The sequence below is a fragment of the Allobosea sp. P4_C6 genome (genome assembly GCF_056402015.1).
In genome coordinates, this window is sequence record NZ_JBFUIF010000064.1 from 1 (window position 1) to 13,937 (window position 13,937).

General features: G+C 61.7%; 13 protein-coding genes and 3 pseudogenes. 9 read left to right on the top strand and 7 right to left on the bottom strand.

The genetic code is table 11. From position 1 onward, the window contains the following. From AC1DVA_RS24275 to AC1DVA_RS24295, 5 genes and pseudogenes are all read right to left on the bottom strand, one after another. Positions 1-188, bottom strand: a pseudogene (locus AC1DVA_RS24275) (IS481 family transposase); the annotation flags it as partial. 49 nt (positions 189-237) lie between these two features. Next, positions 238-462, bottom strand: a pseudogene (locus tag AC1DVA_RS24280) (integrase core domain-containing protein); the annotation flags it as partial. A gap of 79 nt (positions 463-541) precedes the next feature. After that, on the bottom strand, positions 542-892 hold the full coding sequence (locus AC1DVA_RS24285) for a response regulator transcription factor (RefSeq protein ID WP_476807550.1): 351 nt from the start codon (positions 890-892) through the stop codon (positions 542-544). 100 nt (positions 893-992) lie between these two features. Further along, on the bottom strand, positions 993-1,598 hold the full coding sequence (locus tag AC1DVA_RS24290; protein WP_476807551.1) for a response regulator transcription factor: 606 nt from the start codon (positions 1,596-1,598) through the stop codon (positions 993-995). A 7-nt stretch (positions 1,599-1,605) separates the two neighbouring features. Next, on the bottom strand, positions 1,606-3,819 hold the full coding sequence (locus AC1DVA_RS24295; RefSeq protein WP_476807552.1) for a sensor histidine kinase: 2,214 nt from the start codon (positions 3,817-3,819) through the stop codon (positions 1,606-1,608). Positions 3,820-4,257: 438 nt separating this feature from the next. Here AC1DVA_RS24295 and AC1DVA_RS24300 point away from each other — a divergent pair, with 438 nt between their 5' ends. From AC1DVA_RS24300 to AC1DVA_RS24340, 9 genes are all read left to right on the top strand, one after another. After that, positions 4,258-5,181, top strand: a complete 924-nt coding sequence (locus AC1DVA_RS24300; RefSeq protein ID WP_476807562.1) for a formylglycine-generating enzyme family protein — start codon at positions 4,258-4,260, stop codon at positions 5,179-5,181. A 16-nt stretch (positions 5,182-5,197) separates the two neighbouring features. Further along, complete coding sequence (locus tag AC1DVA_RS24305) at positions 5,198-7,012, top strand: arylsulfatase (RefSeq protein ID WP_476807553.1); 1,815 nt, start codon at positions 5,198-5,200, stop codon at positions 7,010-7,012. 98 nt (positions 7,013-7,110) lie between these two features. Further along, positions 7,111-7,332 (top strand): hypothetical protein, encoded by a 222-nt coding sequence (locus AC1DVA_RS24310; RefSeq protein WP_476807554.1) that lies wholly within the window; start codon positions 7,111-7,113, stop codon positions 7,330-7,332. A gap of 150 nt (positions 7,333-7,482) precedes the next feature. After that, complete coding sequence (locus AC1DVA_RS24315) at positions 7,483-7,878, top strand: hypothetical protein (protein ID WP_476807555.1); 396 nt, start codon at positions 7,483-7,485, stop codon at positions 7,876-7,878. Between the two features lie 32 nt (positions 7,879-7,910). Then, complete coding sequence (locus tag AC1DVA_RS24320) at positions 7,911-8,942, top strand: HAD family hydrolase (protein WP_476807556.1); 1,032 nt, start codon at positions 7,911-7,913, stop codon at positions 8,940-8,942. A gap of 86 nt (positions 8,943-9,028) precedes the next feature. Beyond that, positions 9,029-9,889: a hypothetical protein gene (locus tag AC1DVA_RS24325; protein WP_476807557.1), complete on the top strand. Its 861-nt coding sequence runs from the start codon at positions 9,029-9,031 to the stop codon at positions 9,887-9,889. A gap of 256 nt (positions 9,890-10,145) precedes the next feature. Next, on the top strand, positions 10,146-10,397 hold the full coding sequence (locus AC1DVA_RS24330) for a hypothetical protein (RefSeq protein ID WP_476807558.1): 252 nt from the start codon (positions 10,146-10,148) through the stop codon (positions 10,395-10,397). Positions 10,398-10,690: 293 nt separating this feature from the next. Then, the gene (locus AC1DVA_RS24335) at positions 10,691-11,584 is read left to right on the top strand and encodes a hypothetical protein (RefSeq protein ID WP_476807559.1); all 894 of its coding nucleotides are present in this window, start codon (positions 10,691-10,693) and stop codon (positions 11,582-11,584) included. Between the two features lie 147 nt (positions 11,585-11,731). Then, complete coding sequence (locus tag AC1DVA_RS24340; RefSeq protein WP_476807560.1) at positions 11,732-12,388, top strand: MarC family protein; 657 nt, start codon at positions 11,732-11,734, stop codon at positions 12,386-12,388. Positions 12,389-12,695: 307 nt separating this feature from the next. Here AC1DVA_RS24340 and AC1DVA_RS24345 read toward each other — a convergent pair whose 3' ends face one another. Together AC1DVA_RS24345 and AC1DVA_RS24350 are read right to left on the bottom strand one after the other, a co-directional pair. Then, positions 12,696-13,343: a helix-turn-helix domain-containing protein gene (locus tag AC1DVA_RS24345; protein WP_476807561.1), complete on the bottom strand. Its 648-nt coding sequence runs from the start codon at positions 13,341-13,343 to the stop codon at positions 12,696-12,698. Between the two features lie 78 nt (positions 13,344-13,421). After that, a pseudogene (locus tag AC1DVA_RS24350) lies at positions 13,422-13,937 on the bottom strand (hypothetical protein); the annotation flags it as partial.

Sequence of the window (13,937 nt, forward strand, 5' to 3'; positions counted from 1 at the left end):
ACCGTCGAAGCCGGCTGCTGCGGGCCCGTCGGCAGATCAGCCACCGAGGCCCGCTTCTTCCACTTCGCGACGGTCTTCTGGTTGATGCCGTAGCGCTTTGCCAGAGCCCTCAGGCTCGCTTGACTATGCTGTATCGCTCGACGGATCGCCTCCGTCGTTGTGGCGCTCCCGTGCAGAACCTGGCCCATAGTGCCTCCTTCCATCCGATGGAAAAGATCGCACCATCAAAACCTGGGATCAAACACCTAGCGCGGTCGGCGTAGCTGGTCCGGGTTGCGCAGCCGCCCGCGCGGCCATGGCGGGGACGAAGACCGCCGGAGCCGGCGGCTTGTATCCGAGCGAGCCATGCGGGCGCACCGCATTGAAGTGGCGCCGCCAGCTTTCGACGACGATCTTCGGCTGGGCGAGAGTATAGAAGATCTCGCCCTCGAGGAGCTCGTCGCGCAGCCTGGCATTGATCGCGCCATCACACGCCTTGTCGGGTTCTTTGTGTCCGCCACCTTCTGCACAGGGTCCGTCTTGGCCCAGCGCACTCGCAGGATCACTTTTTCCTGTCTGGTCCGAGCGCAGCCACTAGCGCGTCGAAMAGGGTCTCATTCCGCAAAGGCTTCGAAAGAATCGCGACGATGTCCGAGGGTTGAGACGGCTCCCGCACCCCGTCACGATGTGCCGAGATCAGGATCGTCGGAATATGGAGGCCGGCCCTGACCAATTGATGGTTAAGCTCGATGCCGGTCATGCCCGGCATCTGTACGTCGAGGATCAGGCAAGCAGGCGTCCCTCCCGGCAAAGCCGTCAGAAACTCCTGACCTGAGCTGAAGATCTTCGCCTCATAGCCGCGAACTCTCAGCGTCCGACTCAGGGACTTCAGCACGGACGGATCGTCGTCCACGATAGCGATCCAGGAAGAATCCTGTCCCATAAGGCGGAACGTGAGGCGGTTTTTGCCCGTTGTCGACCTGAACGTTGGACCAGTGCGCAGGACACGACGACTACGCGGAAATGCCGGCCTTCTCCGCGAGGCGCACCAGGTCGGCCACCATGCGAACGCCAAGCTTCTTCATGATCGATCCGCGGTGAAACTTTATCGTCTTTTCGACGATGCCGAGCTGGTATGCGATCTGCTTGTTCAGCTTTCCCGCGACCACATATGTCAGAACCTCACGCTCGCGGGGCGTCAAGGTCGCAATCCTGCTCTCGACCGAGTCGAATTCGGCTTGCGCTTGTCGGGCGCGGGAATCCGCTTCCCTCGCGCGTTCTATTGCAGCCACCAGATCCCGAGCCCTAACCGGCTTGGTCAGGAAATCGACGGCGCCCGCCTTCATCGCACGCACAGTCGTTGGAATGTCGCCCTTGCCGGTGAGAAAGATGACCGGCCGATTGGTCCCTTTGGCGGACAGAGCCTGCTGAAGTTCAAGGCCATCATGTCCCGGCATGCAGACGTCAACGACCGCGCAGCCTGGAATCGAAGCGTCATGATCAGCGAGAAAGTCCTGGGAGGACGTGTACGCCGCAACTTCGTATCGCCTTGTCCCGAGAAGCCGCGATAAGGCCTTGATGATGGCTTCGTCGTCATCAACGAGGAAGACCGTAAACATCGGGCGCTCACTCCGCGTGGTTCCGTGATTGGGCTGGCAGCAAGAGGGTCGCGACCGCTCCACCGGCCTCGTCGTTCGCGAGTTCGACCTCGCCACCATAGGCCTCGACGACGGTCGAGCAAATCGCCAACCCGAGGCCAAGTCCGTTTGGCTTGGTCGTGTAAAACGGCTCGAACACGTGGCTTGCCGCCTYTGGCTGAATTCCGGGTCCGCAATCCTTGACACGGACTGCGATCATCTTCGTCGGCGTCCACAAAGTCGAGACCGCGATATGTCGTTCGGGCGTGGGGGTGGAAGCCATCGCGTCCATGGCGTTGAGCATAAGGTTGAGCAAGACCTGTTGCAGCTGGACGGGGTCTGCGACCGTCGCGGGCAATTCACCCGCCAGTTCGAGGCTTGCGCTGATCTTGCGATTGACGAGTTCGTTATGGAGCAAGGCCAGCGTCGCCGTGACGAGCTCGTTCACATCGACGGGGACAGGGGTGATCTCCCCCTTCTTGAGCAGCTTACGCAAGCGCTGGATGACATCGCTGGCCCGGCGATTATCATCGACGATATCCTGCAGCACATCGCGGAGTTCGGCCAGGTCGGGCGACGGGGCGGCGAGCAGATCGAGCCCCGTTTCCGCATTACACTGGATGGCCGTCAGCGGCTGATTGATCTCATGGGCGATCGCGCCCGACAGTTCGCCCAGCACCGAAACCCGCATCAGATGGGCCACCTCCTGGCGCTGCAGGGCCGTTTCGATCTCGGCCATCTTCTGGTCGGTCACGTCAATGAAGATTCCGCTGAGCTGCTTCGGATTGCCTGCGGAGTCGGGATGAAACCGCGCGCGAATCCGTATCCAGCGCGGCTCGCCATTCCGCATCACGCGAACGTCTGCGAAGGCGGACTGGTCGCTTTTTGCCGACTTGGTCAGCGAGTTGATCGCTCCCGCGCGATCATCGGAATGGATGGCGGCACGAATCGTATCGCGGGTTAGGGGAGTATCCTCCCCAAGCCCGAACAGAGCCCGCGCGTGCTCGGTCGCCCAGAGCGCGTTCGTCTCGCGATTGAATTGCCAGAGGGCTACGTTCACGGACGCCGCCGTGAAGGTCATCCGTTCTTCGCTCTCCTTGAGCAGAGCTTCGGCAAGCTGCCTTCTGCGCATCTGGAGCAGCAGCGCGCCGGCGACAGACATCTGCAAGACAGAGATGCCAAGGGCCGCAAGCACGAGAATGTAATGTTGGTCCCAGAGCGTCGGCGTCTTGAACAAGACGATAGCATTGACGGGGAGATTGCTTTCTCGCAGATTCCAACGCTGCATCGCTCTGGCATCGACGCGGTAGGCCTGTCCGGGATTGGTTCTTGGCGGGAGCGTCGCCGGATCAGCGCCTGCGATGATTTCAAGTGCGAGGTCTGCCGCGGCAATGCCGACAGACTCGAACGTCTCGATGAAGCCGCCCACGGTCCCGTTGCCAAGAAAAGTATCGTAGGGTGAGTAGACAGGAGCGGGAGAGAGCGCGGCCAGCGCAGTCGCGACTTCGGCCGGAACAAAACTCTTGCCCGTGCCGTCTGCGAAAACCGTGAGCACGATAACGATCGCCTCGGCAGGAGCACGACCCAACTCAGCAACGAGCGTGTCGTACGGCAGCCCGAAAAGGTAGGTGGCTTCAAATTCGGCGTGAGCTTGCAGCGTCGTCCGCGCTTGGGTTTGCCAACGGCGATCAACTTCAGCGCTCCCGGCAATCACGACGACTTTCCGGGAATCGGGTTGAAGCAGCTTCGCCAATGCGAGTGTCTTTTCCAGATCAAACTCGGTGACGATCCCGGTCACATCCGGAGGCGGCCGTGACGCCGAATAGGTCGCCGGTGAGATGCTCGTGAACACGACCGGTACGGCAGGAGCGATGGTGGCGCGATGCTTGATAGTGAAGGGCAGTGCCAGGCTCCCCAGGGTGACGATGACGTCCGGGGGGGAACGCGCATATTTGTCACGCAGAAACGCGGCCGTCCGTTCCTCATGCGCGGGGTCGGAGCTGCGTGCTAGGTCAAGGAACTCCCCATCGATCTCGATCTTATGAGGAGCGCGTTCCAGCAATCGCCTGCGCGCAGCCTCGCTGATCGCCGTCGTGGCAGGGAATGTATAGTTGAACGCATGCAGAAGCAGGATGCGGGCTGGTTTCCCTTGCGACCTCGCAGCCGGAGCCAGCCAGGGGAGGCCGAGCAGCAAAAGGAGCAAGGCCAGCGCTCCAGGCCCTCGGGTTGTATTTGCTGCAAGTTGTAATCGAACTTCCATCTTTCCTACCGTAGCGGCACGTAGAAGGTCTCGAAGTTCTGGAAGGCAGCATTATTCAGCGTCATCTCTACCCTGTCGAGATGCATTTTGCCGAGGCCGAAGCTCATGGGCGCCCAGTCCGTTTCGGCTCAGGCATGGTGTCAGCGTTTGAACCTTGACCGCGGACCCTCGGAAATCCGGAAGCCACGAAGCCCCGCAAGCCTCGATACTGGGCCATGGTCCAGTAGAGGGCCCCTCGTTTTAGCGGTACAGCCTGCCCCTGAGAGCCGAGCACTCCGGGAGTGTTTCATGCGCAATCTTGAAATAGCGGAACGACAGCTCGCGGCCTCCAGCGATCCTCTGGATCGCTCGGTTAGTGCGGAAACTGCGCCTCCGCAAGGTATGCTCGTCATACCCGGCGGCACGTTCCGCATGGGGTCGGATCGACACTACCCTGAGGAGGCTCCGGTTCACCGGGTGAGTCTTGACCCGTTTTGGATGGACCGGACGCCAGTCACGAACCGCCAGTTTCAAGACTTCGTTCGCGCCACCGGCCACGTCTCGTTCGCGGAGAGGCATCCAGATCCGAAAGACTACCCAGCGGCCCAGCCGGAGATGCTCTATGCGGGTTCGCTCGTTTTCTCGCCACCCGACCATCCGGCTGACCTGCGCTTCTGGGGCGAGTGGTGGACCTACTTGAAGGGCGCTGACTGGCGGCACCCCTACGGCCCGAAGAGCAGCATCCACGGGCTCGACAACCATCCCGTGGTGCACGTGGCATTTTCGGATGCGCTCGCCTATGCGCACTGGGCCGGCATGGACCTGCCGACCGAGGCCGAGTGGGAATTCGCGGCCCGCGGAGGCCTCGACGGCGCGGAATTCGCCTGGGGCGATGAATTCACGCCCGGCGGCCAGCACGTGGCCAATACCTGGCAGGGCGATTTCCCTCGACAGAACCTGGCGCAGGACGGGTTTCAGCGTACCTCGCCGGTCACCGCCTTCCCGCCCAATGGCTATGGCCTCTATGACATGATCGGCAATGTCTGGGAATGGACGAGCGATTTCTACGTGGCGAGGCACATCGCTGATGCGCCGAAAGCATGCTGCATCCCGGAAAACCCGCTCGGCGGGCGCGAGGACCAGAGTTACGACCCTTGCCACCCTGAACTCAGGATCCCGCGCAGGGTCCTGAAGGGCGGCTCCCATCTGTGTGCGCCAAATTACTGCCGCCGCTACCGCCCGGCGGCACGCCACCCCCAACTCGTCGACACCTCGGCAACCCATATCGGCTTCCGTTGCGTCCGGCGCGGAGTCTCGAAGACCTGAAAGAGGAGTATCTGCTATGCAGCATGACATTCTCGCCGGAACAACGAGCATTGCCCCCGCTGACAGTCGATCGAGGCTCGGCCGCATCATCGACAGCGCCTGCGATACGACGCGAACGGCTCTCCTCGGCGCCACCGCGCTCATCTGTGCCGCAGCATTGACGCCGGCCGTCGCGCAGGCGCCTGCGCCCGCGCCCGCCCAATCGCAAACCAAGCCGAACATCTTGTTCATCATGGGCGACGACATCGGCATTATGCAGCCGAGCATCTACCACCGCGGCCTGATGGTCGGTGAGACGCCGAACATCGACCGGATTGGGCAGGAAGGTGCACTCTTCACGCATTACTATGCCGAGCAGAGCTGCACGGCCGGCCGCAATGCCTTCTTCACTGGCATGCACCCGCTGCGCACCGGCATGATCCCGCCCCAATTGCCGGGCAGCCCCTCCTACCTAAGGCCGGGAACGCCGGCGCTGGCCAAATTCCTAAACGATCTCGGCTATAACACGGGCGAGTTCGGCAAGAACCATCTCGGCGACCACACCGACGCGCTGCCGACCGCGCACGGCTTCCAGGAGTTCTGGGGCTATCTCTATCACCTCGATGCGATGCAGGGCGTGAGTTTCCCCGACATCAACAGGACCCCGACCCAGCAGACCGTGGCTCCGCCTTGCATCAACACGCCGATCCCGGGTCTTCCGCCGGTTCCAGGCGCGGTCGATCCCAGGACAACGACCTGCCTGACGCCGCCACGTCCGGTGCTGTTCTGCACATCTTCCAACGGTACGGCGGCCAACCAGACCTGCCGGGACGAAGGGCCGCTGACGCTGGAACGCTCGAAGACGGTGGACGAGGAGATCTCGGCCAAGGTCGTCGACTTCCTCGAGCGCAACGACCCAAAGCGGACCAACAAGCCGTTCTTCGCCTGGTACAACCCGGCACGCATGCACGTCACGACGGTTCTGCCGCCGAAATACGAGGCCATGATCGGCGAGCCGGGCGGCAAGGACTGGGGCCTCAACGAGGCCGGCATGAAGCAGATGGATGACAATATCGGCGTCGTCCTGAAGAAGCTCGAGGATATGGGCCAGCTCGACAACACGATCATCGTCTTCACCACCGATAACGGCGCCGAGACGATCTCCTTCCCGGACGGTGGCGTCACGCCCTTCAAGGGCGGCAAGTTGAGCACCTGGGAAGGCGGCATGCGCGCGCCGGCGCTCGTGCGCTGGCCAGCCGGCGGCATCCGGCCGGGCACGGTCAAAAACGACATCTTCGCGTCGCTCGACTGGGTGCCGACGCTCGTCAACCTCGCGGGCGGAGACAAGGGGGATGCGCTGAACCAGCGTATCATGGCCGGAAGCTATCCCGGCATCGTCAAGACCAAGCTCGATGGCTTCGACCAGACCGAATACCTTCTCGGACGGTCGGAGAAATCGGCACGCGACACGTTCTTCTACTATTCCGGCAAGGACCCTTCGGCGGTCCGCTACAAGAACTGGAAGATCTATTTCGCGATGGTCTCGGACTCGCCGGCCGGCTTCATCTCCGGCGTGATGCCATACCACTGGGCCCAGGTTGTTAATATCAAGCGCGATCCCTTCGAGACCACGATCGGTTCGCAATACAAGACGCTCCTTGGTATGGGCGGCTCAATCGGCTCCCCCTCCACCGCCTATCTCTACGATTGGAACATGCTGCCGATCGGCCAGGCGCTGTGGATGAAGGAACTCCTGTCCTACAAGGACTTCCCGCCGATGCAGGACCCGGCGAGCTACAACCTCGACCAGGTCATGGAGCAGATCAAGAACGCAAAAGGCCGGTCCGACTGAGCGCTGGCGAAAGCAACCAGGCAGGCGCCTCCGCTCGGCGGCGCCTGCTTCCCTTCATCAGGCTGGCGAACACCAGAACCCTTTCACGGGAGGATGTCATGAAGACCTATGTCATGACCGGCATTGCCCTATCGATCGGATTGATCCTCTCGGGCTGCCAGAGTTCGCAATCACGGGCGCAGCAGCTCGCCGCGATCTGCGCCGATCCCAATAACAGGGCGCCCAAGTCCAGCTACTGGGCTGAATGCCAGACGCTCTATCCTTCGACCCCGCAGCAGTTGCAAAGGGCCTATCGGCAAGGGGCGCCTGTCGGCAACTGAGGCTTGCCTGGGCCGGATTCTCCGGTCCGGCCCAGGCCTGGCTGACTGACCCTTGCCTCGCGCCTATGTCCCGCTGCGAGCCACGACACTTCGTTGAAAAGCACCTGAGTCCAATCGACCCGCACTTCCTGCAGCTACCCGGAGGATCTCATGCCATCCCACGCCTTCAGTGCCATTGCGCTCTCGTTCGGGCTCGCCCTGGCCGGTTGCCAGTCCACATCCCAGACCGTGCAGCACAAGGAGGATCTGCTCTCGGCCGCGGGCTTCACCCCGCAGCCCGCAAACACGGCGGAGCGCATCGCAGCGATGAAGAAACTGCCGCCCAACAAATTCGTCCAGCAAGTCAAGAACTCGCAGATCATCTATGTCTACGCCGATCCGATCGTCTGCCAATGCGTCTATTTCGGAAACCAGGCGGCCTACGCCCAGTTCCGCCAGATGGTCTTCGCGCAGAAACTGGCCAACGAGCAGCAAATGACGGCAGTGATGAACCAGAGCGCCTTCGATTTCGGGCCCTGGGGTGGCCCAGGACCATTCATGTACTGAGCTTTCGTACGACGATACTAACGGAGGCCCGCATGACGTCACTCAACCCTTCGGGCGAGTTGAATCGCCGCATTCTGCTTTCGTCATTTGCGGTGCTGCCCGTCCTGATCGGGCCGCTCCGTCCGCAGGTCGCTTTCGCCCAGACGGACCCTTTGCCGTCCTGGAACGAGGGGGCGACAAAGGCATCGATTACCGATTTCGTCAGGCGGGTTACGACCCAGGGCGGGCCGGACTTCGTGGCCCCGGCCGAACGCACCGCGGTGTTCGACAATGACGGCACCTTGTGGGTTGAGCAGCCGATGTATGTCCAGCTCGCCTTCGTGCTCGACCGCGTCAAGGCGCTGGCGCCGCAGAACCCCGGCTGGAAGACCAAACAGCCGTTTAAGGCAGTCCTCGGCGGCGACATGCGGGCGTTGGCGGCATCGGGCGAGAAGGGATTGATGCAGCTCATTGGCGCCACCCATGCCGGCATGACCTCGGAGGAGTTTGCGAAGATCACCACGGACTGGCTGGCGACGGCGCGCCACCCGCGCTTCAAGCGGCCCTATACCGAGCTGGTCTACCAGCCGATGCTCGAATTGCTCGCCCATCTCCGGGCCAATGGCTTCAAGACCTATATCGCCTCGGGCGGCGGCATCGAGTTCATGCGCCCGTGGACCGACAGGGTCTACGGCATCCCGCCCGAGCAGGTCATAGGCTCCTCGATCCAGACGCGCTTCGAGATGCGTGATGGCAGGCCGGTGATCTTCCGCCTGCCGCAGGTCAACTTCATCGACGACACGGTCGGCAAGCCGCTCGGCATCAATCAGCATATCGGCCGCCGGCCGATTGCGGCGTTCGGGAACTCCGACGGGGATCTCGAAATGCTGCAATGGACGACGCTCTCGGGCGGGCCGCGCTTCGGCCTGATCGTCCACCACACCGACGCCGAACGCGAATACGCCTATGACCGCCAATCGCATTTCGGAAAGCTCGACAAGGCGCTCGACGCCGCAGTCGTGAACAATTGGACCGTGGTCGACATGAAGCGGGATTGGAAGAAGATCTTCCCGTTCTCGGAGTGAGGACAACGTTCGGCGACCGCGGAAGTCGAAAGCCTAGTGATCATTAGCGCTTGCGACCCCTGCGCACCAAACACGGGAGGCTCCAAATGCTCACAAGACATCTCACTTGGCTCATCCTCGTTTTGGGCGGGCTTGGATCGGTGCCGGGCGAAGCACAGGCGCAAGGGGCGGATCCCCAGCCGCACGTCCCCCTTCAGAAGACAATCGGCGTGGCCACACCCACGGGGCCGGTTCCCTCGCTCGCCGTCATCAACTCGACAGGCGCAAAGCTGGAGGGCAGCACCCTGACTTTGACGGGTGTTTCGGCGAATTCGATCGTGTTCGCAGACCGCCCCGTGCGCGCGGCGGGCCATGTCACCACCAGGCAGTTCATCATGCAGTGGGACGAGGGGAAGGACAGTTTCTCCAAGGATCCGCCAAACGCCACCATATCCGTCCTGGGCGGCGACGGATCCAAAGTCAGCGACGCCGTGGTTACGTTGCGTTCGCCGAAACTCGATGCGGGCAACCTGACCTTTGAGGTTTCGATCCTCGAGGGGAGCCTTACCGGCGCGAACGGGCCGGCTGCGTTGTTCATCGACCACTTTGGCGGCTTCGGCGGCGGTGGTTTTGGGGGCCGCCTCGGTGGCGGCGACTTCGCCGGGCGCGGCCTTGGCGGCATCGGCGGCGGCGATCGATTTGGCGGCGGCCTGGCCGGCGATCGGTTTGGCGGCGATGCGCGACTGGGCGACGATCGCGTGGGCTATAACCGTTGGGGAGCCTATGATCGAGCCCGGGTCGGCGGCACATATTGGCATGCGCCGGTCTATAACGGCGCCTGGTATGCCAGCGGAGCGGCGTTGGGCGCGGCCGCCGGACTGGCTGCGACGCGGCCCTATGGCTATGGCTATGGCTATGGCTATGGCTATGGTCAGTGCGGTTACTACCCCTATCCGGCATGCTACTAGACGGCTCTGGTGAGGCGCGCGCCCGGCAGGGCAAGCCATGATTGCTCGGATCGTTCCGTCGCATCGGGACGGTCCTCGGCCAAGGATCCGCTCGCCGTGTCATCGGAGGTCAGCGAGCAGGTGCGGGGCGCGTCCGGCACACAGGCAGCACAACAGCTCTCACTCTGGACAGGGGGAAACGCTGGGAGCCCCGTTCCGTCGAACCTTCGCCTCCGGCTCGGATGCGGCAAGCGGCTCATTTAGAATTCTGGCGCTTGTGGTTGGCGCAGTCGTCGTTGCAGCATTTGGCGATGCCGCGGTCGCGCAGGACCAGCAGCATTTCCATCCGAAGGGGACCATGCCTTCGCAATATACGATCGAAGCGCAGCAACTGCAGCGGCGGATCCTGCCCCTTGCCGACAAGCAGGACTTCCAGGAAGCGAAGCGCGGCTTCATCGCTGCGCCGCCTTACCGCAAGATCAAGGTATCGCCGCGACCTATACGGTCGGCGGTGGCTTCGTTGCCATGAGGAGGGTGGCCATCCGCGCCTATTCCCGGGCTAACTGGTTGTCTCCATTGCAGTAAACGACATGGCTGCGGCAAGGCCGGGCAAAGGTGCTGTGCGGGCTGCACCTCTATTCTTGCAGCGAGTCGGGCGGAGGGGCGTACTAGGCCAACATCCGATCCCAGCGGGCGCAAGTAAATATGTCACATCCATCGCTGTTGAACGGCGGAAAGCAAGTTGCAGATTGAACGGGAGCAGTCTTCGACGGATGCTGCACATGGAATTTTAGAGCATTAAACGCAAAGAAGGGGATTGCGATGACACTCACCCGTGCAAAGCTCTGCGGCTTCACCTTATCGATAATCCTGGGGCTGGGCAGCGTCGTGGCGCAGGCCGCCGATCTGCCGCCCCCGGCCGCACCCGTACCGCCCGTCATGTCTTCCGCATGGGCCTTTCGTTTCACGCCCTATGGCTGGCTCATTTCGCTAAACGGAAACCAGACCGTGAAGGGGCGAACCGCGAAGGTTGATGCGAGTTTCATCGATATCGTCGATGCCACGCTCGGCGATGGGGGAACATTATTTGCCCTGATGGCCGATATGGAGGCCCGCAACGGCCGGTTTTCTCTGCTCGGCAATTTAGCCGGGCTTAGGGTCAGCGTTGATCGCGGTGGCATCAAGACACGCAACGTTACGCCCGATATCTCAGGCGCCATCGGCGCGTCGGGCGACGCCAAGACCTCGATGGCTATCCTCGAAGCGGGGGCTACTTACGAGGTCGCCCGCTTCGGGTCGGTCGCCTTCGACATCCTCGCCGGTGCGCGCTACTGGAATCAGCGCGCCGAGCTCTCCTTCGATGCGGGCGCGACCGTCGACGTCGGCGACCTCAGCTTTGGGCGCAACGTGGCGATCGCCCGCTCCGGCTCGGTGGACTGGATCGACGGCTTTGCTGGTGCCCGCGTGCGGATTGGCCTGGCGCCTGGTCAGGAATTCGTGCTGCGCGGCGACGTGGGTGGTGGTGGCAGCAATTTCTCTTGGCAGGGCATTGCCGCTTACAGCTTCGATTTCGCCGAGAAGAACGGCATCACCTATTCGGGCGTCATCGGTTACCGGGCGCTCTACGCCGACTATGCCCAGGGCGAGGGGCGTCGGCGTTACGCTTTCGATATGTTAATGCATGGGCCCGTCGTCGGGCTCAGCCTGCGGTTCTAAAGCAGGGCCAGGATGTCCCCTGACGGGAGGTCCGCGTCGTGCCGGGCTACGTTCTTAGGGCGATGATTTGACGGGCGATACCTTGCAGCCTGCGAGGCGTAGGTTCTGGCAGGGCTTGGGCGTTCTCTTGCCCGGAAGGGGTGACCGATGAGGACCGAGTTTTCTCTTTTCGTCGGCACCTTCACGACCTTGCTGGCCATCATCAATCCGTTCGAGGTTCTGCCGGTCTACCTCAAGCTTTTGTCTGGCAAGGATAGCCCAACGCACCGCACGGTCGCCCTGAAAGCCTCTGTCTACGCGCTGATGCTTTCCTTCTTCTTCTTCATTTTCGGAACGCTCCTCCTTCGGATTTTCGGTGTACCGCTCAGCATGGTGCGGGTTGTCGGCGGCATCATCCTGATGAAGATCGGTTTCGAGCTGTTCTTGCCGAAGAAATCCGGCGACGACCTGGGCCTCTCGGACGCCGACACCAGCGAGGCGAACATCGCTTTTGTGCCCCTGGCGATGCCGATCATGTTCGGTCCCGGCGGCATCGCCACGATCATTGGGATGACCGCGACGATCAAGGATTCATCCAAGGAATTCCTCTCCTTCATCGCGATTTCGGCGGCAATCGTCGCAACGATGTTCACGACTTATCTCTGCCTGATCTATGCTCAGAAGCTCACGCAAAGAATCGGCCCCATTGGGATCGACGCCATCACGCGCATCGTCGGGTTCTTCGTCTCCGCGATTGGGGGCGGCCTGATATTCGACGGCGTGGTCGAAGCCCTGCAAATGCACGGCGTAACCATTCTGCACTGAGCGCCCGCTGCGCATTCAACAAGATCACCGTATCGGCCGGGAGATTACTTTCTGGCAGGCTCCAGCGTCGCATCGCCCCGGCATCGACGCGGTAGGATTGTTCGGGATTGTTCTTGGCAGTAGTAGCCAGATCAGCGCCTGCGAAGGGTTTCAGGGCGAGGTCGGCTGCGGCTGACATCGAGCAGGATCCCATCGTCGGCATGCCGACCTCGGCTGCCTGTTCAGCCTGGACTGGCCGTCATCGGGTGGCCCTCGGAGGCTCCCCCACCACGGGACACGCCCCAGTCGCTGGCGCCCAACTGCCTGATTAGGCCTTCAAAGGTAAAACAGCGCGCCATGCCGTAATGTTTTCTTCGTGAATTGATCTCAATTGAGATGATAACTTCACTATCATCTTTTCCTGACGCAACGCCCTTGCAATGTCTAGATTTTCTTTATCGAAAAAAACCTGCAACATCATCGAATATGAAGCAGGAATCGTCTTCTTTCCTACAATAACCGCATTCACAAAGGACGGCGTACATTCCATACGTATTGCAAATTCCTTTTGATTCAAGCCTGACTTTTTTAGAGCAAACATGAGAATTAACTGCGAGATTTTCGGCCTACCGTCGAGTTCTTGCTGAATCTCCACGATCGAATTTATCTTTTCGATCACATCGCAAGCCCCGAGAAGATCGATGTACTCGGCCTTATCTCTCACTTCGCCACTTGATTCAGCGATGCCTGTCGTAGGTGCCGCGAAACTCACGCCTTCCTGATCTCCCGGAGCCGAGAATGACAGTCCCCTTGAGATATAGAAGGCCTTAATTTTGCTTTCAGTGGCGCCGTAGATCACACGGCTTCCAGATTCGAACTCCGTAAGGGTGCGCTTTCCCACATTTGCCAGGGCGCAAACCGTTTTCATATCGAGACCAAGCATGGCGCGAGCTGCACGAGCTTGTCGCGGGGTCATACAGAAGCTCCTTGTTACACCTCAGCATAAAAAAAGCCCCGGGTTTCCCCGGGGCTTCCGACTGAGATCGGAGACCGATCAGAAGTCGCGCTGGATGCGGAGGCGGCCGGCGATCGAGTCTTCCGACTTGATGCCGAGCACGCCGCTGCGGGCGTTGGCGTTGCTGACGACGCCGACCGGCGCACGGACGTCGAGGTGCGAGTAGAGCACTTCGACACCGATATCGAGGCCGGAAACCGGCGACCAGACCAGGTTGGCAGCGACCAGGAACTCCTTCGGGTCCAGCGAGCGCGACACAGCGAAGAGCTGCGAGGCGTCGTTGTAGCCAAGCTTGAGTTCCGAGTACGACGCGCTGATCTCGGTGCGGATCGTCGGGGTCCAGAAGTGGCGGAACGCGGCGACCAGCGACCAGCCGGTCGAGTTATCGACGCTGCCGGTGACCGGGTTGATCGAGGCGTCAGCCAGGCTCAGGCGGCCGAGACGGCCGAGGCCGAAGCTGCCGGGAGCCCAACCGAGGTAGCCGAGAGCGCCGTCCGCATAAGCGGCCTGCAGCCACAGGGCATCGCCAGCGGCGAGCGACGGCAGGTTGATCTT

Excerpts from the sequence above, each read along its gene's own strand:
- AC1DVA_RS24290 (WP_476807551.1), bottom strand. The coding sequence starts at position 1,598 with ATGTTTACGGTCTTCCTCGTTGATGACGACGAAGCCATCATCAAGGCC.
- AC1DVA_RS24300 (WP_476807562.1), top strand. The coding sequence starts at position 4,258 with ATGCTCGTCATACCCGGCGGCACGTTCCGCATGGGGTCGGATCGACAC.
- AC1DVA_RS24305 (WP_476807553.1), top strand. The coding sequence starts at position 5,198 with ATGCAGCATGACATTCTCGCCGGAACAACGAGCATTGCCCCCGCTGAC.
- AC1DVA_RS24310 (WP_476807554.1), top strand. The coding sequence starts at position 7,111 with ATGAAGACCTATGTCATGACCGGCATTGCCCTATCGATCGGATTGATC.
- AC1DVA_RS24315 (WP_476807555.1), top strand. The coding sequence starts at position 7,483 with ATGCCATCCCACGCCTTCAGTGCCATTGCGCTCTCGTTCGGGCTCGCC.
- AC1DVA_RS24320 (WP_476807556.1), top strand. The coding sequence starts at position 7,911 with ATGACGTCACTCAACCCTTCGGGCGAGTTGAATCGCCGCATTCTGCTT.
- AC1DVA_RS24325 (WP_476807557.1), top strand. The coding sequence starts at position 9,029 with ATGCTCACAAGACATCTCACTTGGCTCATCCTCGTTTTGGGCGGGCTT.
- AC1DVA_RS24335 (WP_476807559.1), top strand. The coding sequence starts at position 10,691 with ATGACACTCACCCGTGCAAAGCTCTGCGGCTTCACCTTATCGATAATC.
- AC1DVA_RS24340 (WP_476807560.1), top strand. The coding sequence starts at position 11,732 with ATGAGGACCGAGTTTTCTCTTTTCGTCGGCACCTTCACGACCTTGCTG.
- AC1DVA_RS24345 (WP_476807561.1), bottom strand. The coding sequence starts at position 13,343 with ATGACCCCGCGACAAGCTCGTGCAGCTCGCGCCATGCTTGGTCTCGAT.